This is a genomic window from Gryllotalpicola kribbensis (assembly GCF_039538245.1).
Lineage (GTDB): Bacteria > Actinomycetota > Actinomycetes > Actinomycetales > Microbacteriaceae > Gryllotalpicola > Gryllotalpicola kribbensis.
Map to the genome: position 1 here is coordinate 1 of NZ_BAABBX010000006.1, position 19343 is coordinate 19343.

Sequence of the window (19343 nt, forward strand, 5' to 3'; positions counted from 1 at the left end):
CATGCGACAACGCAACACTCCCCACGAATCAAGGTGTTGCACTCACCACCTGAAACCGCCCGCGGGATTCCCCCATCGGCGCACGTCTCGGCGGGCATGAGGAACGGCGGGGCGGGCGGGCGGAACGGAACCGCGGGCGCCGGGGACATTGGGCGCCGGGGACGACGGGCGCCTCGAACCGCGGGGGCGGCTAAGAAGCCGGGCAGGCGCTGTGGGTCTGGAACGTCTTCGGGTCGAGCGAGAAGTCCGTGGCGTGGAAGTCGATCGCCGCCTTGCTGCGCGCGATCTCGATGTCGCCGACGTTGAGCCCCGCCGGCAGGTAGGGCGCGATGCACACGTTGATCGGCTTGCCGTCGAAGACCCCGCCGAGCAGCGACTTCACGTCGAAGTGCACAGGCCCCGAGGTGACGTTGACCGACTTCGGGTAGAGCCGCACCGTCGCGCCGTCGGCCACCGGGCGCACGGCGGCCGAATAGCTCAGCGGCAAGCCGAGCACCTGCGTCGTCGCGCTGTAGGTGACGGTCTTCTCGCTCAGCGCGATCGCCGCCGTCGGGTCGGGCAGCGAGACCAGGCTGTTGACCGCCTGCTCGGAGACATGCAGGGTGCCGCTCGCCGAGCCGAGCACGGGCGCGGTGCGGAACGAGCGATCGATGCGCACGTCGGTGGCGAGAACGGATGCCGAGACCGAGCCGCGCGCGGTCGTGATGCTCGGGGCATCCACCTCGACCTCGTCGAAGCGCCCCGCGAGGTACTGGACGATGAACGAGAAGCCGCGCACGTCGACCGAGAGGCCCGGCGCGGTCACCCCCGCGGGCAGCGCCTCGGCGATCTCGGTCTGCATGCGCCGCTCGGCATATGACCGCAGCGCCGCGTCGGCGCCGAACGCCACTGCCGCCACCGCGAGTACGGCGACGATGATCCAGGTGAGTCGGCGGGCTCCGGTCATCGAACGTCCCCGATGGCTACATCTTCTCCGGAGCGGAGACCCCGAGCAGGTCGAGGCCGTTGCGGATCGTCTGGCCGACCGCGAGGTTCAGCGTGAGGCGCGTGCGGTGCACGTCCTCGACGGGTTCCTCGCCCTGCGGGATGACGCGGCAGTTGTCGTACCAGCGGTGGTAGAGCCCCGCGACCTCTTCGAGGTAGCGCGCGACGCGATGCGGCTCGCGCAGCTCGGCGGCGTGGGCGACGATGCGCGGGAACTCCTGCAGGGCGCCGAGCAGCGCCGACTCGGTCTCGTGCGTCAGCAGGCCCGGCTCGAACACGCTGGTGTCGACGCCGGCCGCCTGCGCGTTGCGGGTCACCGAGCTCGTGCGGGCATGCGCGTACTGCACGTAGAAGACGGGGTTGTCGTTCGAGCGGCTGCGCAGCTGGTCGGGGTCGAGCGCGAGCGGTGAGTCTGCGGGGTACCGCGCGAGCGAGTAGCGCAGCGCGTCGGTGCCGAGCCACTCGATCAGGTCATCCATCTCGATGATGTTGCCCGCGCGCTTCGACAGGCGCGCGCCGTTGACCGAGACGAGCTGCCCGATGAGCACCTCGATGTCCTTCTCGGGGTCGTCGCCCGCGGCACCCGCGAGCGCCTTGAGGCGGTGCACGTAGCCGTGGTGATCGGCGCCGAGCAGATAGATCTTGTGCGCGAAGCCGCGCTCGGACTTGCTCAGGTAGTACGCGGCGTCGGCGGCGAAGTACGTGTAGACGTCGTTGGAGCGGCGGATGACCCGGTCTTTGTCGTCGCCGAAGTCGGTCGTGCGCACCCACACCGCGTCGTCGGCGTCGAAGACGTGGCCGAGCTTGCGCAGGTCCTCCACGGCGTCGTCGATGCGGCTCGTGCCGGTCGCGGGGTCGACGGCGTGCAGCGTGCGCTCGGAGAAGTAGACGTCGAAGTGCACGTTGAAGTTCGCGAGCGACTGCTTGATCTCGGCGAGCTGGCGCGCATAGGCCGCCTCGCGCGCGGTCGCGAGCGCCTCATCGGCCGGCAGCTCGAGAAGGTTCGGCACCTGCTCGAGCACATGCTGCGCGAGGTCTGCGATGTACTGGCCGGGGTAGCCGCCTTCCGGCGTCGGCTCGCCCTTGGCAGCGGCGAGCACGCTGGCCCCGAACTTGTCCATCTGCGAGCCGGCGTCGTTGATGTAGTACTCGCGGGCGAGCTCGGCGCCGGAGGCCTTCAGCACGCGCGCGATCGAGTCGCCGAGGGCCGCCCAGCGGGTGTGGCCGATGTGCAGCGGGCCCGTCGGGTTCGCGCTGACAAACTCGAGGTTGATGGTGCGACCCGCCTGCGTGGAGTTGCTTCCCCAGGCATCCCCCGCGTCGACGATCGTCTTCGCGAGCAGACCCGCGGCCGCAGCGTCGAGGCGCAGGTTGATGAAGCCGGGGCCGGCGACCTCGGCGGATGCCACGCCGGGCAGCGTCGCGGCCGCGTCGGCGATCTCGGCCGCGAGCTCGCGCGGGCTCACCCCGATCGGCTTGGCGAGCTTCAGGGCGATGTTCGTCGCCCAGTCGCCGTGCTCGCGGTTCTTCGGCCGCTCGAGCGTGACATCGGCCGGCGTGATCTCGACGCCCTGGTTCTCGCCGCGGCGTCGCGCCACGATGGGCTCGACGAGGGCGAACAGGGCGGAGGAAAGCTCGGCAGGAGTCACAAATAACGATTCTATGGGAGCGGCCTTTCGCTCGGCCTGAGAGGGCTGGGCGGCTTGATAGGCTCGCCGCGATCGCGTGCCATCACCCAGTCCGGCACGGATGCTCGATACGAAAGTGCCTGCCATGCCGCTTGCCAGACGTTCCCTTCGCATCACGACCGCCCTGCTCGCGGGTGTCACCGCCACAGCCCTGTTCACGGGGTGCGCGAGCCAGGGCTCGAGCACCGCGAAGGACACGCCGAAGGCCGGCAGCTCGACGACGGCGCCCACCGACGGCTCTGCGACCGAGTCGGCCACCCCGACGCCGACGCCCACGCCGACCCCGACGCCGGTCACGCTGCAGCAGGGCCAGGTGTGGACCGCGCAGCAGGTCTACGACTTCAACCCGAACTTCTCCCCCGACCCCGACTACAAGGTGCAGGCCGGCAGCGCGGCCGAGCAGCTCGTGAAGCTCCAGGGCGCGAGCTTCGGCTGGGTCAACCAGACGAGCGGCCAGACGATCGAGATCGCGGTCGCGCACCCCTCGGCCGACAACGTCGACCAATTCAGCGGCCAGGTCGCGGGCAAGTCGCAGCAGGTGCCGATCGACGGCGCGCCGGCCGGGACCGTCAGCTACTTCAACGTCGCCGGCGGTGTCGGCACGCTGCAGGTGTTCACGAACAACGGCTACTGGATCGTCATCGACTCGAAGATGTTCCTCGAGCCCGGCGACAGCTACGAGGTCGCCAGCGACGTGATGGGCAACCTGCAGTAGCTCAGCGGCCCATGCGGGCGACGCGCTCGGCGATCGCGTCGGGCGTCAGCTTCGCCGCCGCGACGATGAGCTTGTAGCGCAGGCTCGGGATCGACACCGCGCGCCCCCGCGCCGTGTCGATGAGCGCTGCCCGCACGACGTCTGGCGCAGAGAGCCACAGGAAGTCGGGAACGGCCTTCTCGAGCCGCGCGGGCTCGAGCGACGCGCCCGCGGGCGCCGCGGCGTGGGCATCCGTGCTCAGCCTCGAGTGGAACTCGGTGCGCACGAAGCCGGGGGCGACCGCCGTGACGCGCACGCCGCGCCTCTTGTAGGCGAGGTTCGCCCAGCGGCTGAACGACAGCAACCACGCCTTCGCCGCGCTGTAGGTGCCGCGCGGGGTGAAGCCCGCGACCGACGCGATGTTGATGATCGTGCCGCCGCCCGCGGGCAGCATGTGCGCGAGAGCGGCGTGCGTGAGCCGCAGCGGCACCTCGACGAGCATCGAGAGCAGGTCGAGCTCGTCGTCGACGCTGTTCTGGTCGAAGTCCTTCGCGAGGCCGAAGCCCGCGTTGTTGACGAGCACGTCGATGCGATCGACGGATGCCCCGACCCGCGCCTCCGCCGCCTTGACGCCGGCCTTCGTCAGCAGATCGGCCGGCAGCACCTCGACCTCGACGTCGTGCGCGGAACGCAGCTCGTCGGCGAAGGCCTCAAGGCGCTGCGCGCTGCGGGCGACGAGCACCAGGTCGAGGCCGGCCGCGGCCAGCTGGCGGGCGAATTCGGCGCCGATGCCGCTCGAGGCGCCGGTGATCAGGGCTCGCGTTCCGATCGCTCGAAGTCGGGGCATGCCCTCACGATAATCCGCACTTGACATGCGCGATAAACGATATATCGTTAACGTGTCTTTGAAGGTCAAAGACCTGTTACAGAAAGGTCGACCGATGCGATACGACAACACTTCACATCACGACTTCCACGAGGGCCACGACGGTCACGGGCGCGGAGCGCGCCGCGGGCCGCGCGGCTTCCGCGGCCACGCCGACTTCGACGGCGCCCGCTTCCACCATGACGACCAGCCCTTCGGCGGCCCCTTCGGCGGGCGCGGCATGCGCGGGGGCTTCGGCGGTTTCGGCCCGAGCTTCGACCCCGCCGATTTCGCGCGAGGCGGCCGCGGCCGCCGCCGGGCGTCGCGCGGCGACATCCGCGCCGCCCTGCTCTCGCTGCTCGCCGAGGCGCCCGCCAGCGGCTACGCCCTCATCAAGGCGATCGGCGAGAAGACCGACGGCCTGTGGGTGCCGAGCCCCGGCTCGGTGTACCCCACGCTGCAGCAGCTCGTCGACGAGGACTTGATCGCCCCGTCGGGCGAGGGCCGCAAGACCGACTACACGTTGACCGACACCGGGCGCGCCTATGTCGACGAGCATGCCGAGGAGCTGGCCGCCGCGTGGCAGGCGGCGCCCTCGCGCTCGGGTGCCGACGCCGAGCTGTTCACCTCGGTGGGCAAGCTCATGGGCGCGCTGCACCAGCTGCGCTTCGTCGCCTCCGACGAGCAGCGCAAGCAGGCCGCGGGGAAGATCGACGAGCTGCGCAAGGCGCTCTACGAGATCCTCGCCGAGAGCTGAGCACAGCCTCGCGCGCGGGGCTCAGAAGGCCCCGAACCCGGTGATGGCCCGGCCGATCAGCAGCTCCTGAATCGACTCGGTGCCCTCGAAGGTGTGCAGCGCCTCGACGTCGGCGAAGTGGCGGGCCACCGCGTTCTCGAGCAGGATCCCGTTGCCCCCGAGCAGATCGCGCGCGTCCGCCGCGATCGCTCGGGCGGTGCGGGTTCCGGTGAGCTTCGCGATGGATGCCGCCTGCTCATCGAGCCGGCCCGCGTCGGCCTCGCGCGCGAGCTGCACCAGCAGCGTCTGCAGCTCGGTGAGCGCCGCGAGCTGGCGCGCGAGCCGGGCCTGCACCAACTGGGTGGCGGCGAGCAGCCGGCCGAACTGCAGGCGCTCGCGCGCGTAGCGAACGGATGCCTCATAGCAGGCGGCCGCGTGGCCGAGCGCCGCCCACCCGACGTGCAGCCGCGTCGCCCGCAGCACCTGCGCGACGTCGCGGAATGCGTGGGCGCCCGGCAGCACGGCTTCGGCCGGCACCCGCACGCCCTCGAGCCGGACGTGCGCCTGGTGGATCGCCCGCAGCGCGAGCTTGCCGGTGATCGGCCGGGCGTCGTATCCGGCGGCGGACTGCGGCACGAGGAATCCCCGCACCCGTCCGTCGCCCTCGCCGCCCGTGACGCGCGCCCACACGATGGTCACGTCGCCCGAGGCGCCGCCGCCTATCCACTTCTTCTCGCCGTCGAGCAGCCAGTCGTCGCCGTCGCGCCGGGCGCTCGTCTCCAGCCGGGCGGAATCCGAGCCGTGGGCGGGCTCGGTGAGCGCGAAGGCGCCGAGCCGCTCGCCGCGCGCAAGCGGGCCGAGCCACTCGGCCCGCTGCTCGGGCGAGCCGAACAGCGCGATCGAGCGCAGCACGAGCCCGCCCTGGATGCCGGCCAGGGCGGCGACCGAGCCGTCGCCGCGGTTCAGCTCGGCGGCCAGAAGGCCCGCGGCGAGCGCGGACTGCGCAGAGAGCCCCGGGACGTCGACGCCGTCGCGCAGGAGGTCGCGGGCGCCCAGGCGGGCGAGCAGGTGCGCCGGGTACTCCGCGCGTTCCCACCAGCCGTCGATGTGCGGCAGCACCTCATCGTGCAGGAGCACGCGGGCCGCATCGCGCCAGACGAACTCGTCGGGCGGGATGCCCCGCAGAACGCCCGCGGCGTCGGGGTCGAGCGCGTCGTCGTGCACGACCCCAGTCTGAACGCCCTGGCGTCAGACGGCGACTGGGCGATTGACGAACGCGGCCCAGCAGTCAGTGCAGATCACGAAGTTCGGCACGATCGAGGCGCCGAAGATGACCGAGGCGTCGCCGCAGAGGGACGTGGTGGGCGTGTTCGGCGCAGTGGAGCCTGTCAGCGCCGTGCTGATGTGAATCTTGCCGTCGCGCGTCGGCGTCGGGACGCACGGCTTGAACTTGGTCGGCAGTGCGCCGTTGAGCGCCGCGCTCAGTTGGGCGATCGACGTGGGTGTAGCTGTCATGAGGATTGCTCTACTCGCCGTCGCACTCGCCGTCTACCTCCACAATGAGGGCAGACAGAACGACAAGGTCGAGTCGACCGCGGCATGGACCCTATTCCGCGGCGGCGACTGCGCGAGCCGCTTCCGTGCGATTGCGCACACCGAGCTTGCCGAGGATGCGGCTCACATGCACGCCCACGGTGCGCTCGCTGATGAACAATCGGTGCGCGATGTCCCTGTTCGACATCCCCTCGGCGATCAGCTCGAGCACTTGCGCTTCACGATCGCTGAGTCCGCCGATGGGGGTGCGCCGCTCCACCGGCTCGGGTACCGCACTGAGTTTCACGCCGCCCGCCTGCACCGTGCCGAGAACTCGCTCTGAGAGAGGTCGGGCGCGCAGCTGCGCAGCGAGTTCGTGCGCCCGCGACAGCAGACCGGATGCCTCTCCCGACGAACGACGCGCCAGGGCGCACACACCCGCGCGGTAGCGTGCGTACGCCTCCTCGAAGGGGTGGGCCGACTCGCGAGACGCCTCTGCAATGGCTTTCCACTGCTCAGCGGTGTCGGCCCCGCGCAAGCGCGCATACTCGGCCTCGCATGTGCGCACCAGATTCGATCCGATCGACGAGAGCGACTCCTCGGAGGCGGTCGCGCGGACGAGGCCGATGAGCGCGTCGGCGATCGCGTCGGCTGCGGCATTGCGCACGCGCGGCAGTCGCGACTCGAACGCGTCTGCGTGAGCCTGGAGCGCCACGACCGCCGCCTGGAGCACCATGTCGGCATCGTCCTGACGCCGAAGCTCATCGAGGATGCCGGCGATCACTGCGAGCGCGGCGTCAGTGCGCCCACGCCACAACTCGAACGCGGCCTCATCGACCACGAACTGCAGTGCGTAGACGCCGTCGCCGAACTGGGTCCGCGCAAGCCTGATGTGCGCCTCGGCATCGTCCCACTCGCCGCGGAGAGTCTGGATCTCGATGATCTCGTCGTGAAGATAGATGCCCATGCTGGGCGAGACATGCTCTGACAGTGCCGCCCGCGCGACGGACAACGCTTCGTCCCACTCCCCCACAGCGACGAGGGACGATACGTAATTCGACACAACGCTGGATGCGATCGAAAGAATGGGGCCGTACCGCCCGCACTTCTCGAACGCCTCGCGGGACGCAGCGATGACATCGGCGTCACGCTCGGCGACCCCCAGCACGTAGGTCAGATTCCCGTAGGCGCGGATCGCCACCTCGAGGTCGTCGACCTCGAGGGCGAGCTCGGCGCACTCGCGCAGCTCGGCCTCGGCGTAGCCCGCAGCATCCGGTGCAGGCGCCGGCACCAGGGTGCCCGCGACCGCGCGGGTCACGCGCGCGTCGATCAGCGCGTGCTGCTCCCCCGCGGCGGCCGCTTCCGCCATCGCCTGCCCGGCCGTGCGCACGCTGGCCGTCATGTCGCCCTGGTTCATCAGGTCCCGGGCGAGCGCGGCGAGGGTGCGCGCCCGCAGGCCCGGCTGCGGCGCGCCCTGCGTGTCGCCGGCTTCGATGAGCTCGAGCACGGCGCGGAAGCTCGCCGCCGAGTCGCCGACGCGCCCCTCGGCCGAAAGCAGGCGGCCACGCTCGTAGGCGACCCGGGCGGCATCGGCGCCCGGCGACTCGGCGGCCTCGTCGAGCAGCTCGAGAGCGGTCGCGACGTCGCCCGACCAATGATAGGCGGGCACGGCCTCGAGCAGCAGGGCGGTGCGATCGGGCGCGGTGCCTGCGGCCGGGGCATCCCTCGTCTCGCCTGCGTCGCCGGGCAGCGCGAGCAGCTCGGCATACGCGTCGCGAGCGAGCGCGAACGACCGTGCCTCGAGCGCGTGCCGCGCGCCGTGCAGCAGCTGCACGCGGGCCTCAGCGAGCCGGCCGGCGCGGTGCAGGTGCCGACCGAGCTCGAGGGCGTGCTCGCCGTCGACCGGACCGTGCGCCATGAGCATGTCGGCCGCGGCCGCGTGCACGGCGCGACGCTGCTGGGGCGTGGCCGAGCCGCCGAGCACCTCGCCGTAGAGCGCGTGCCGCAGGCGCAGCTCGTCGCCGTCGCCGCCGTCGCTCAGGATGTCGCGCTCCAGCAGCTCGTCGACCGCGGCGGCCGCTTCCGCCAACGAGAGCACGTCGTCGAACGCCACCCGCCCTCCGACGGCCGAGACGACGGTCGCCACGTGCCGCGCCTCGGGCGAGATGCCGCGCAGCTCGAGGCGCAGCAGCTGCTCGAGATCGCTCGGCAGACCCGGCTTCGCACCGTGCCGGGCGAGACGCGCGGCGAAGAACGGGCTGCCGGCGGCGCGGGCCGTGAGTGCCGCGACCACGGGGCCCTCGAGCTCGGGCGACGTCTCGGCGATGATCTCGCCGATCGACGCGTCCGACAGCGGCTCGAGCTCGATCGTCTGGGCGACCTCGAGGCGCGTGAACTCGAAGACGAAGTCGGCGAGGGCGTCGTCGGGGCGGGGCGGGCGGCTCGTCGTGAGCAGCAGGATGTTCTGGTCGACGAGCTTGCGGGCGACGAAGCCGAGCAGGTCGAGGCTCGCGGCGTCGGCCCAGTGCAGGTCTTCGATGACGACGACGAGGGGGCGGGCGGCGGCCGCTGCGGCAAGCGTGGCGATGACGGCGGCGAAGAGGCGCGCGTGCGAGAGCGCCGGGTCGGCCGGCCCCACGGCGCCGGGGTCCGGCGCGCCGCTCCAGCCCGCCGCGATCGGCGCGAGGCCCGCCCACACCTCGTCGGTGACGGCGTCGCGCAGCTCGGGGTGCTGCTCGCGCAGGTCGCGCATCAGGTCGGCGATCGGGCCGAACGGCAGCCGCGTCGCGCTCGACGGCGTGCAGTTGCCGCGCACCACCGTGTGGTCGCGCGTGGCCGCGGTGCGGGCGACCTCGTCGACGAGGCGGGTCTTCCCGGTGCCCGCGTCGGCGGTGATGAGCACAGCCGTCGGAACACCCACCTCGCTCGCGTCGAGGTAGGCCAGGAGCCGCGCGTACTCGGGTTCGCGGCCGATCATCCGGGGGGTGGGTCGGGCCATGCTGCGATCAGGCTAACCCGTCGTCTAGGGGTAGAGACAGCGCTCACCGAGACCCGCGCGGACACAATACGTAGTCGGGCGGCCCCGGAATACGTATTTCGCCGGATTCGCCGCGCCCGCACCGCGAGCAGAGTCGACCCATGCTCCTCTCCGACCCGTTCGCGATCGACACGATGGCCCGCCTCGAAGCCCGCGGCTTCTTCGCCGGCACCGCGGTCAGCGCGGTCGAGCCGCTGCACCGGCGCAGCCTCTGCTACCGCGTGCGCCTCGCCGACGGCCGCTCGCTGTTCGTCAAACGCCGCTCGCGCTCCATGGCCGAGAGTCTCGCCGCCAGCTTCGCGTTCGAGCGCCGGCTGACCGAGGCGCTCGCCGAGCGGCGCGTGCGCATTCCCGCCGAGTTCCTCACCATCGCCGCCGACGATGACGACGAGATCCTCGTCACCGAGGACCTCGTCGGCTACGCCTCGCTCGCCGAGCGGCGCGCCGAGGCCGGTGGAACGAGCGAAGCGTGGGCGCACGAGGTCGGGCGCCGGCTGGCGATGCTGCACGAGGCGACCGCGGGCGAGGCATCCGCCGACCTCATCGACGGCGACGCCCGCGTCGTGACCCGCGCGCGCCTGCCCGAGCGCCTGCTCGCCGCGCTCAGCGTCGTGGCGCCGGGGCCCGCGACATCGTGCTCCGACGGCTGGGTCGAGCTGCTGGCGCTCGTGCGCCACGCCGGCCTGCTGCGCGGGCTCGAGACGGCGGTGGCGTGCTGGGAGCCGCGCTGCGTCATCCACGGCGACGTCGCCGAAGACAACGTGCAGTGCACAGAGAGCACCGAGGCGCGCGAGCCGGTCGTGCTCGTCGACTGGGAGTCCGCGGGCTACGGCGACCCCCGCTGGGACGTGGGATGCCTGGTCGGCGAGTTCCTCGGCACGTGGCTGCTCGGCCTCGACTTCCGCGACGGAACCGCGCTGACCGAGTGGATCGAGAACTCCGCGATTCCGTTCACCGACGTCCTCGGTGAGATCCGCGCGGGCCTCGCCGGCTACGAGTCCGTCATTCCCCAGACCCCCGAAGACCGCAGGCAGTCGGCGCGGTTCGCCGCGTTCAGCCTGCTGTCGAAGATCGCCGGCGTCGCAGCCGACGCCTCCGCCCTGCCCCCGCACGCCCTGGCCTACCTTCAGGCCGCCGAACAACTCGCGCTGCGACCCGACGCCGCGCTGGAACTGCTCTCATGATGACCCTCGATTTCTCCCCCTTCTCCCCCGCCTCCGTCAGTGCGACGCCACGCGTCAGCATGCGCTGGTACCCGCTGCTGCGGCGCATCGCCCGCGAGGTCGAGCCCGCCGCGGTGCCGAGCCACTCGGCCTACGAGCTCGATCTGCTCACGCGCCGCCTGTACGCCGCGTATTTCCACGGCCACGCGGATGCCGCGGCGTGGCCGCCTCGCGACGACCGCGGCACCCTGCACCCGATCGGCGACCCCGATGACGCCTTCGTCGAGCGGCTGCACGCCGAGTTCGGCGGCCGGCACCGCCTGCGCTCGCGCCTGCTCGGCTACCTCACCGTGCACGGGTCGCGACACGTGGGAGAGCCGGCGCCGCCGACCCTGCGCTGCTACCTGAACGTCAGGCCGGATGCCGCGCCCCGCGTGTTCCGCACGGTGGTCGGCGGGCTCGAGTCGGCCGGCGTCGTGTTCGCGGCGAAGCTGCTCGACAACCCGGCGAACTTCGGCCGCCCCGACGCCGCCGTCTTCTACACGACCCGGGCCGACGCCGCCGCGCTGGTGCGCTGCGCGACGGCCGCATGGAGCGCCGAGGCGTTCGGCGCAGAGGTGCCCGCGTTCACCCGCGAGGTGGCGCCGGGCATCGCGGTCGCGGACGACCCCGGCGACGGCGCGAGCTTCGGCTTCCACCGCTGCGGGCTGATCGCCCGCGGGCTCTCGGCCGCCTCGGCGCCCGACCCGCGCGTGCGGCTCGGCGCGATCATCGACGCCTTCCTGCAGGCGGGCATCGACCCTGCGCGCCCGCACCTCGGGCCGGGGCAGGCCGAGCTCGTGCTCGCGCCGGCGGGGGCGACCCGTTCGCCGTGACCGACAGACTCGGGAGCGCCGACAACCCCACCCCTTCTCCTTGTTCATGTCGGCGCCACCCGGCGGCCGCTCGCGGCCGGCACCGCGCAAGCCCCCGGCGATCCCAGTCCGCCGGGGGTTTGTGCGTGAGGTGCGCCTAGTCCACGTGTCAGGCGGCGGCGACCACGGGGCGGCGAAATCGGGCACGCACCACCCGCATCGCGAGGTCGATGAGCACGCCGGCCGCGAAGCCGACCGCGATCGAGACCGCGAGCGCGATCAGCGGGTTGCCGAGCAGCGCGAAGGCCGCCGACCCGACCACCGCGCCGAGCGCGACATGGAAGCCCGTGTAGAGCGTCACCGAGGCGACCGCGAGGGGGAAGTACCGGCGCATGGGCATCCGCCCCGCCCCCGCCGTCATCGACACGGCGACGCGCACGAAGGGCAGGAACTTCGCCGTCAGCAGGATCGACGCGGGGTTCAGCTCGAGCCGCCGCTGCGCGGAGCCGAAGGCGCGGGCGAGGCGCGGGCGCTTCGGGGTGACCCAGCGCTCGATGCCGAGGCGGCGGCCCAGGTGGTAGGCGATCAGGTCGCCGGCGAGCGCCGCGGGAGCGGCCACGGCGAGCACGAGCCACGGGCTTCCGCCCCCTGCAGCGGCTGCGGCGGCGGTCGCGACCACCAGCGTCTCGCCCGGCACGAAGGGGAAGAATCCGTCGATCACGAGAGCCAGCGCGACCAGGGCGAGTGCCCAGGGTGAGGCTGCGGCGAGGGTGACGAGGTGCCCGACGGTGTCCATGCCATCGAAATTACGGATGCCTCGGGCCGCCGTCGTCACCCTGGGGTTGGCGCGCACCCCCTACTGCGGTATCGCTTTTCGTGCCGCAACCGCGGTGCGCCCAGGCGGTGTGGCACCGTAGCGGTGAAAGGGGACGACCATGCCCGCCACGCCCGCCGAGCCGCGCCAGCGATGGCGCCTGCGCATGCGCCTGCTGCCGAGCGCGCGAAGCGCGCAGAGTGCGCCGAGCACGCCGAGCGGCTCGCGCACACCCCGCGCCCCGCGCCGGCCGCATCTGCCGCGCACGACGCGCGGGCGGCGCGTGCTCTTCTGGGTCGTGCTCGGGGCGATCGCCGCGGGGCTGTACGCCGTGCAGGTGCCGCTCGCCGTCGCGCTCTACGGGGTGCCGATCGAGGTCGTCTTCGTCATCGTCGCCGCGCACGTGGGGGCGCTGCCGCTCGCGGTGTGGCGGCCTCGCGAGGCATCCGGTCTGGCGGTCGCGGCGTTCTTCATCCTGGCGCTCATCTCGACGGGCGGATCGTCGACCGCGCCGTGGCCGTGGGCGGTCGTTCCGCTCATCGCACAGTCGCTCACGCTGGCGATCGTGGCGTGGAAGGACACGTGGTGGTGGGCGCTCACGGCGTGGGCGGGCAGCGTCGCGGCATCCGTCGTCGTCGCGCTCGTGCTGTGGGTGCGCATGCCGTTCGCCGACAGCCTCACCAACATCGTGGTGTTCGCGAACATCGCCCTGTTCACGCTCGCCGTCGCGATCGTGGTGCGCCAGCTGCAGCGCACGCGCGTGCAGCTCGCCGAGGAGCGCGAGACGAGCGAGAGCGAGCGCACCCGTCGGCAGGTCGCCGACGAGCGCACCCGGATCGCCCGCGAACTGCACGATGTCGTCGCGCACGGCATGTCGATTCTGAACGTGCAGGCGACGAGCGCGCCCTATCGCCACCCCGGGCTTCCCGATGACGTCGTCGCCGAGTTCGAGCAAATCGCCGCGCAGACGCGCACGACGCTCGCCGAGATGCGGCGGCTGCTCGGCGTGCTGCGTGCCGATGAGCCCGGGGATGCCGCGAGCGGCGGCGCGGCGGACGGGGGCGGCGGCGCGGGCGGGGTCGCGGGCGGGAGTGGCGGCGCGGGCGGCGGCGGCCAGGCATCCGCCGGCTCTACTGCGGAACTCGCCCCGCAACCCGGCCTCGCGCAGCTGCCGGCGCTCATCGAGCAGGCGCGGCAGGCGGGGGCCGAGATCCTCTTTCAGCCGGGCGGCGCGCTCGCACAGCGGGTCGACGACGTCGTCGGGCTCGCGGCGTATCGCATCGTGCAGGAGGCGCTCAGCAACGCGCTGCGGCACGCGCCCGGGGCGACGGTGACCGTGACCGCGACTCGCGACCCGCAGGTGCTCGAGCTCGTCGTGGTGAACGGGGCGGGGCGGGCCGCGGGCGGCGAGCGGCACGGTCTCTCGGGGCGGGCGCGGTCGGCTGGGCGCCCGGGCGCGGTGACCGCTCAGCTGGCGGGCGCCGGCTTCGGGCTGCGCGGCATGGGCGAGCGCGCGGGTGCGGTGGGCGGTACCGTCGAACACGGGCCGACGCCCGAGGGCGGCTGGCGCGTCTCGGCCGTTCTGCCCGTGCATTCCGAAGGAGGGTCGGCCACGTGACGCGGGTTGTGATCGCCGACGACCAGGCGATGGTGCGCGCCGGCTTCGCGGCACTGCTCGCGGCGCAGCCCGAGCTCGAGGTGGTGGGCCAGGCAGCCGACGGCGTCGAGGCCGTGCGCCTCGCTCTCGAGCTCGTGCCCGACGTCGTGCTGATGGACGTTCGCATGCCGGAGATGAACGGCATCGACGCGACGGCCGCGATCGCCGCGGCGGGCATCCCGACGCGCGTTCTGATGCTGACCACCTTCGACATCGACGATTACGTGTTCCAGGCGCTGCAGGCGGGTGCGAGCGGATTCCTGCTGAAGGACGCCCTGCCGCGCGACCTCGTCGAGGCGGTGCGGGTGGTCGCCGCTGGTGAAGGGCTGCTCTCGCCGCGGCTGACGCGGCTCGTGATCGAGCGGTTCGCTCGCGGGGGTGCGGGGGCTGGTGCGGGTGGTGCGGGCGGTGCTGGTGCTGGTGGCTTTGGCGGGGCTGGTGGCGGAGTGCCGGGCCGGGGAGAGCTCAGCGAGCTGACGCAGCGTGAGAACGAGATCCTCGTGCTGGTCGCGCAGGGCATGTCGAACGGCGAGATCGCCCGCGCGCTGTTCCTCGCCGAGCAGACGGTGAAGACCCATGTCTCGAGAATCTTCACCAAGCTCGGCCTGCGCGACCGGGCTCAGGCCGTGATCCTCGCGTATGAGACAGGGCTCGTGACGCCGGGCGCCTGACGAGTCTTTCCGCTCACAGGCGGCGCCCGGGCGAGTTGTACACAGATTCGAGGCTGATATGGCCGAATGTCGGTCGATCATCGTATCTTTATCGCATGAGTTCCGTGATCGACGCCTTGCGCTCCCTGGCACCTGTGGTGGCCGGGGCGCTGCCGTGCGCCGAGACCGTGGGGGTGCTCTCGCCTACAGAAGAGGTCGAGGCGGCGCGCCTGCTCGGGTCGATCCAGTCGAAGGTCGCCGAGTCGCTCGCGCTGCTGGCGGCTGACATCGAGCGCAGATCCGCGCGCGAGCTCGGCACCAGCGGGCTTGCCGCCAAGAACGGGTTCAAAGACGCGACGGGGTTCGTGCAAGACCTCGTGGGCGTGCGGCGCGACGAGGCCGCCCGCCTGATCAGGGTCGGCGGCCTGCTCGAGACCGCCGAGGCCGTTCCCCCGCTCGCGCCCCCGGCCGATGCCGGGCGTGGCGACGAGCCGCCGGTGCGCTCTCTCGGCGCCCTGCGCGGCGTCGCCGGCTCGTGGGACGCGCCACTTGGCGTGGCGCTGAAGCACAGGTGGTTGACAGCGGCGCAATCCGACGCGCTGCGCACAGGTCTGGGGAATCCGCGCGCCCTCGAGCTGCACGACGCGTGGCGGGCCGCCGTGCTCGAGCTCATCGACGACTGCTGGGCCGGGCACTGGAGCCCGGAAGACCTCGCGCGCGCCGCCAAGCGCATGCGCGCGAGCCTCGATTCGGCGCAGGCCGCGGCCGAGGCACGACGGCGATACGAGCTGCGCTCGTTCACGCGAACCGTCCGCTCGAGCGGCATGGCGCACTACGACATCGATCTCGACCCTGAGTCCGACGCGAGGTTCTACGGGCCGATCAGGCGCCTGCTGTCGCCCCGCTTCGGCGGCCCGCGGTTCACGAGTGAGGCCGACAAGGCGGCCGCCGAGCAGGTCGAGTCCGATCCGCGGTCGAACGCGCAGTTGCAGGTCGACACCCTGCTCGACCTCATCGACCGCGCGGTTTCGAACGATTCCGGGCAGCTGTTCAAGACCCGCGAGCCTCAGGTGACCGTCGCCGTCACTGCTGACGACCTCAGGAAGGCGCGCGGCGCAGAAGACGTGCTGCGACGACACCATGCCGGCGACCACACCGCCTGCCCTGCCGCAGGGCCGGGCGATCTCGGCAGCGCGAAGGCGGTCGCGGATGGCGCCGGCACGGCGGGCAGCAACGAGAACGTCGGCGACGCCGAGATGGCGGGCAGCGCCGACAATGCCGGCGGCACCGGGAACGCCGCCGACGCGCGCTCCGCCGGCAGCGCTGGTCGCGCGCGGAACTCACAGGGAGCTGCTGGCGCCGTGTTCGGCACCACTGCGTGCCCGGGGCCAGACACCGGCGTCGCGTTCGTCGAGGGTCGCGACGAGCCCATCGCGGCCACCGACGCACTGCGCATGATCTGCACTACCGGATTCACGCCTCTTCTCTTCGACCCGAGCGGCCAGACGATCGACCTGGGCAAAGACCAGCGCTTCTTCACGGCTCGCCAGAGGCGAGCGATCTCCGTGAGAGACGGCGGTTGCATGTACCCGGGCTGTGACCGGCCGCCGGGCGATTGCGAATATCACCACATCAACCCCTGGGCGCAGCACCCCAGTCATCGCACGTCGGAAGTCCGCGACGGAATCCTGCTCTGCCGCCGACATCACAAGATGGTTCACGACCACGGGGCGAAGATCGCCCGCAGCGAAGGCACCTACACCCTCATCTGGCCCGGCAAGGAAGCCGTCGTGCTGCACTCCAAGTCAGGCGCCCGGCTGCAGCTCCGACTGCGCGCGTGACGGCGGCTGCGTTAGCGGTGGCGGCGACGGCGACGCCGGCGAGGGTGACGGCAGCTTTTCGCATCTTGTGCCGCATGCTGTCAAGGCCTGTTTTCGCCGCGACCCGCTCAGTCACCCTCGTCCTGGGAGAGTTCATAGCCAAGGGGGAACATCATGAGCCTGGTCAGCACGACGCTTCACCGCCTTTCCAGAGCAGTCCACGTCGCACCCGCGGTCACGCTCGCCGACGTCGAGGTCGTTGCTGTCGGCGACGGCGACTGGCGCATCAGCCTTCCGGGCGGCAGCCCGTTCGCCCTGCTGGGCTTCGTCACCCTGAGCGACGGCCGCTACCGCGTGCAGTCGCTCACCCGTCCGTTCGCCGAGTTCGAGGCCGACTCCCTCGAGCACGCGATCGATGCTCTGCGCCCGCCCGCTGCGGATGCCTCGGCGATCCTCGCAGGCATTCGCCCGGCACGCGCCGCGTAGGGCTCGGGCCGGCACCCAGCGTCCGACCCGAGCAGGCGGGCGGATGCCTGAGCGTCGGTCGCAACGCGGAAGGGTCGCTCCATCACGCGAGCACCCTTCCGCGTTCGCGTGTCGCGGCGGCCGCAGGTTCGGGGCGAGATGGCCGCGGCGTTGCAGGCCGAGGGCTCATGGGCCACGGGCGCGCGGCCCAACGGCGCGTGGGGTAGCGCGTCGACAGCAGGTGCGTCGGCCACGAGGGTGCGAGCCGCGGGGCAGCGGGCGACCGAGCGCCGCGCAGCGTGCGGACTGGCCATCTTGCCGCGTCGAGAAAGCCGCCTGAACGCCGGGCAGCGTGCGGACTGGCCATCTTGCCGCGCCGAAAAAACAGCCTGGGCCCGCGGTGCTGGCGGCCGACGGCACGCACGCGCATTCTGACCCCATGAGCGACGACGACGACAGCGAACGGGACGCCGGCAGCACTAGCACCGGCACCGGCACCGGCACCGGCACCGACACCGGCACCGACCCTCAGCACGGGGTTCCCGAACACCCCGGCATGGGGCCGACGCGACGACTCGAGGCGCTGATAGACGGGGTGTTCGCCATCGTGATGACGATCATCGTGATCGAGATCGAGCTGCCCAAGCACGCCGCCGAGAGCCTGCTTGCCGAGCTGGGCGGCAACGTTCCCACCCTGCTCGGCTATGCCCTCGTCTTCGTGACGCTCGGCACCGTCTGGTTCGGCAACCGCACGCAGAGCGACTTCGCACGCTATGCCGACCACCCCTTCGTCTGGCTCAACCTGCTCATGCTGATGCTGGTGGCATTCGTGCCCTACACCGCGAACCTGCTCGCGCACTACCCCACCGAGCGCGTCGCCGTCGTGACCTACGGGGTGCATCTGACCGCGATCACCGTCGTGCACGGGTCCCTGTGGTGGTACCTCACGGCCCACCCCTGGCTGCTGCACGCAGGGCTCACGAAGCCGTACCGCTCGCGCTCCCGGTTCCCGGCCTTCACGCTCGCCGTCGGCTTCGCCGCGGCGACCCTGCTCGGGCTCGCCTGGCCGATCGCCGGACTCATCGGCTACCTGCTCGTGCCCGTTCCCTATGTCTCGGGCCTGTACTACCGATGGCTGACCTCGCTCGCGAAGTCAGAGACCGACCGGGAAGAGGCCGCCGAGTGACGAGCGGCCGACCGGCTCACGGCGCGTACGCCTGCGCGGGCCAGCGCAGCAGCGCCGCGACCGGTGCGTGCGCCGGCAACTCATCGGCCGGCACGACCATCACGGTGGCATCCGTCAGCACGGCGGCACGCACCAGCCCCACCGACGCGCGCACGCGCCCCACGATCTCGGCCTCGCCCGCGTCCTCAGGGGCGCTCGCGACCCAGGGCGCGCGATCCAGCACGTAGACGCGGCGGCCGTCGAGCTCGTCGTTCGCGTGCGCGTCCCCGGCGCCGTCGACGAGCAGCAGCAGCTCCACCTGCGACTGCTGCAGCGCATGCACCACCTCGCCGACGCCGAGCGCCTCGACCGGGCTCTCGCCCGCGGCGCGCGGCCGGATCAGCTCGTGCGCCCGCTCGCGCAGCGACGACAGCTCGTCATCGATCGCGGCCCCGATCTCGGTGTCGAGACGCTTGCTCGAGGCATCCGACGGCCGCGCATCGACGGGCACGCCGCGCGTGATCTCCCGCGTGCCGGCACTCAGCTTGCCGAGGAAGAGCGCGAGCCCCGCCTCTTCGCCCGCGGCGACGACGAACCTGGGGTGGCGCTCCGAGACCAGCGCGTCGACACGGGCGGCGACCTCGCCCTCGTTGTGCGTCCACACGTCGACGACGTGGCGCTGATAGTTCGCCTCGGACCAGCCGCCCGCGCGCACCTTCTGCAGCGTGTCGGCACGCCCCTGCACGTGCTCGCGGGCCTGCGGCTCCTCCGACCCGGTCGTGCACAGCAGCACATCGCCCGCATCGTGGCCGACCAGCACGACGAGGTACTCGAACGCGACCGGTCGGTGTCTCACGAGCGGCACGAGGTCGGGAAGGGGGCCGAACTCCGCGAACTCGCCGACGCGGACGGCGCCCGGAAGCCCGCGGTCGAAGCGCACCTCGCCACCCCGGGCGAGCACCAGGCGGGATGCCGGTGCCGACACACCCGTCGGCGCAGCCAGCGCCTCGACGATCGCGTCGATGTCGGCGCGCGGTGCGCCGGCCTGCTCAAGGGCGTGCGCGATGCTGTTGCGCTTCGACGCCGCCTGGCCACGCGGGTCGGCCGTGTCCCCGGATGCGTCGACGTACACCGACGCCCACGGGCCGGATTCCTCGTAGAGCTCGCGCATGCGGTCTGCCATTCGATCTGCCTCCTCGGTGAGTGAGCTGCGCGTTG

Annotated in this window: 17 protein-coding genes; 9 read left to right on the forward strand and 8 right to left on the reverse strand. The window is 72.1% G+C overall.

Annotated elements, in window-relative coordinates:
• Positions 1–190: 190 nt before the first annotated feature.
• Complete coding sequence (locus ABD716_RS04665) at positions 191–946, reverse strand: LmeA family phospholipid-binding protein (RefSeq protein ID WP_344774317.1); 756 nt, start codon at positions 944–946, stop codon at positions 191–193.
• 16 nt (positions 947–962) lie between these two features.
• Complete coding sequence (argS, locus tag ABD716_RS04670) at positions 963–2633, reverse strand: arginine--tRNA ligase (RefSeq protein WP_344774319.1); 1671 nt, start codon at positions 2631–2633, stop codon at positions 963–965.
• 124 nt (positions 2634–2757) lie between these two features.
• Between argS and ABD716_RS04675 the strand changes: the two genes are divergently transcribed.
• Positions 2758–3387 (forward strand): hypothetical protein, encoded by a 630-nt coding sequence (locus ABD716_RS04675; RefSeq protein WP_344774321.1) that lies wholly within the window; start codon positions 2758–2760, stop codon positions 3385–3387.
• 1 nt (position 3388) lies between these two features.
• On the opposite strand, the gene ABD716_RS04680 is transcribed toward ABD716_RS04675, so the two are convergent.
• On the reverse strand, positions 3389–4213 hold the full coding sequence (locus tag ABD716_RS04680; RefSeq protein ID WP_344774323.1) for an SDR family NAD(P)-dependent oxidoreductase: 825 nt from the start codon (positions 4211–4213) through the stop codon (positions 3389–3391).
• Positions 4214–4307: 94 nt separating this feature from the next.
• On the opposite strand from ABD716_RS04680, the gene ABD716_RS04685 reads away from it, so the two are divergent.
• Positions 4308–4988, forward strand: coding sequence for a PadR family transcriptional regulator (locus ABD716_RS04685; RefSeq protein WP_344774325.1), 681 nt, complete (start codon positions 4308–4310; stop codon positions 4986–4988).
• A 21-nt stretch (positions 4989–5009) separates the two neighbouring features.
• On the opposite strand, the gene ABD716_RS04690 is transcribed toward ABD716_RS04685, so the two are convergent.
• The 3 genes from ABD716_RS04690 to ABD716_RS04700 all read right to left on the reverse strand — a co-directional run bounded on the left by ABD716_RS04690 (position 5010) and on the right by ABD716_RS04700 (position 9498).
• The gene (locus ABD716_RS04690; protein WP_344774327.1) at positions 5010–6191 is read right to left on the reverse strand and encodes an acyl-CoA dehydrogenase family protein; all 1182 of its coding nucleotides are present in this window, start codon (positions 6189–6191) and stop codon (positions 5010–5012) included.
• Positions 6192–6215: 24 nt separating this feature from the next.
• A complete protein-coding gene (locus tag ABD716_RS04695; RefSeq protein WP_344774329.1) occupies positions 6216–6482 on the reverse strand; it encodes a hypothetical protein in 267 nt (88 codons plus the stop codon).
• A gap of 91 nt (positions 6483–6573) precedes the next feature.
• The gene (locus ABD716_RS04700; protein ID WP_344774331.1) at positions 6574–9498 is read right to left on the reverse strand and encodes a helix-turn-helix transcriptional regulator; all 2925 of its coding nucleotides are present in this window, start codon (positions 9496–9498) and stop codon (positions 6574–6576) included.
• 140 nt (positions 9499–9638) lie between these two features.
• Between ABD716_RS04700 and ABD716_RS04705 the strand changes: the two genes are divergently transcribed.
• Both ABD716_RS04705 and ABD716_RS04710 read left to right on the forward strand, forming a co-directional pair.
• Positions 9639–10721, forward strand: a complete 1083-nt coding sequence (locus tag ABD716_RS04705) for a phosphotransferase family protein (protein WP_344774333.1) — start codon at positions 9639–9641, stop codon at positions 10719–10721.
• On the forward strand, positions 10721–11575 hold the full coding sequence (locus ABD716_RS04710) for a T3SS effector HopA1 family protein (RefSeq protein WP_344774335.1): 855 nt from the start codon (positions 10721–10723) through the stop codon (positions 11573–11575). Before ABD716_RS04705 ends, ABD716_RS04710 begins: the two co-directional genes overlap by 1 nt.
• 148 nt (positions 11576–11723) lie before the next feature.
• Here the strand turns inward: ABD716_RS04710 and ABD716_RS04715 are convergent, their stop codons facing one another.
• Positions 11724–12350: a DedA family protein gene (locus ABD716_RS04715; protein ID WP_344774337.1), complete on the reverse strand. Its 627-nt coding sequence runs from the start codon at positions 12348–12350 to the stop codon at positions 11724–11726.
• 139 nt (positions 12351–12489) lie between these two features.
• Between ABD716_RS04715 and ABD716_RS04720 the strand changes: the two genes are divergently transcribed.
• The 5 genes from ABD716_RS04720 (at position 12490) to ABD716_RS04740 (ending at position 18146) form a co-directional block, all read left to right on the forward strand.
• Positions 12490–13986: a sensor histidine kinase gene (locus tag ABD716_RS04720; protein WP_344774339.1), complete on the forward strand. Its 1497-nt coding sequence runs from the start codon at positions 12490–12492 to the stop codon at positions 13984–13986.
• Complete coding sequence (locus tag ABD716_RS04725) at positions 13983–14696, forward strand: response regulator (protein ID WP_344774341.1); 714 nt, start codon at positions 13983–13985, stop codon at positions 14694–14696. The genes ABD716_RS04720 and ABD716_RS04725 overlap by 4 nt, the downstream gene beginning before the upstream one ends.
• Before the next feature lie 95 nt (positions 14697–14791).
• Entirely contained in the window at positions 14792–16516 is a 1725-nt protein-coding gene (locus tag ABD716_RS04730; protein ID WP_344774343.1) for an HNH endonuclease signature motif containing protein, read from the forward strand.
• 153 nt (positions 16517–16669) lie between these two features.
• Positions 16670–16981 (forward strand): hypothetical protein, encoded by a 312-nt coding sequence (locus ABD716_RS04735; protein WP_344774344.1) that lies wholly within the window; start codon positions 16670–16672, stop codon positions 16979–16981.
• A 418-nt stretch (positions 16982–17399) separates the two neighbouring features.
• A complete protein-coding gene (locus tag ABD716_RS04740; protein ID WP_344774346.1) occupies positions 17400–18146 on the forward strand; it encodes a TMEM175 family protein in 747 nt (248 codons plus the stop codon).
• Between the two features lie 16 nt (positions 18147–18162).
• Here ABD716_RS04740 and ABD716_RS04745 read toward each other — a convergent pair whose 3' ends face one another.
• Entirely contained in the window at positions 18163–19308 is a 1146-nt protein-coding gene (locus tag ABD716_RS04745) for a baeRF2 domain-containing protein (protein ID WP_344774348.1), read from the reverse strand.
• Positions 19309–19343: the final 35 nt, after the last annotated feature.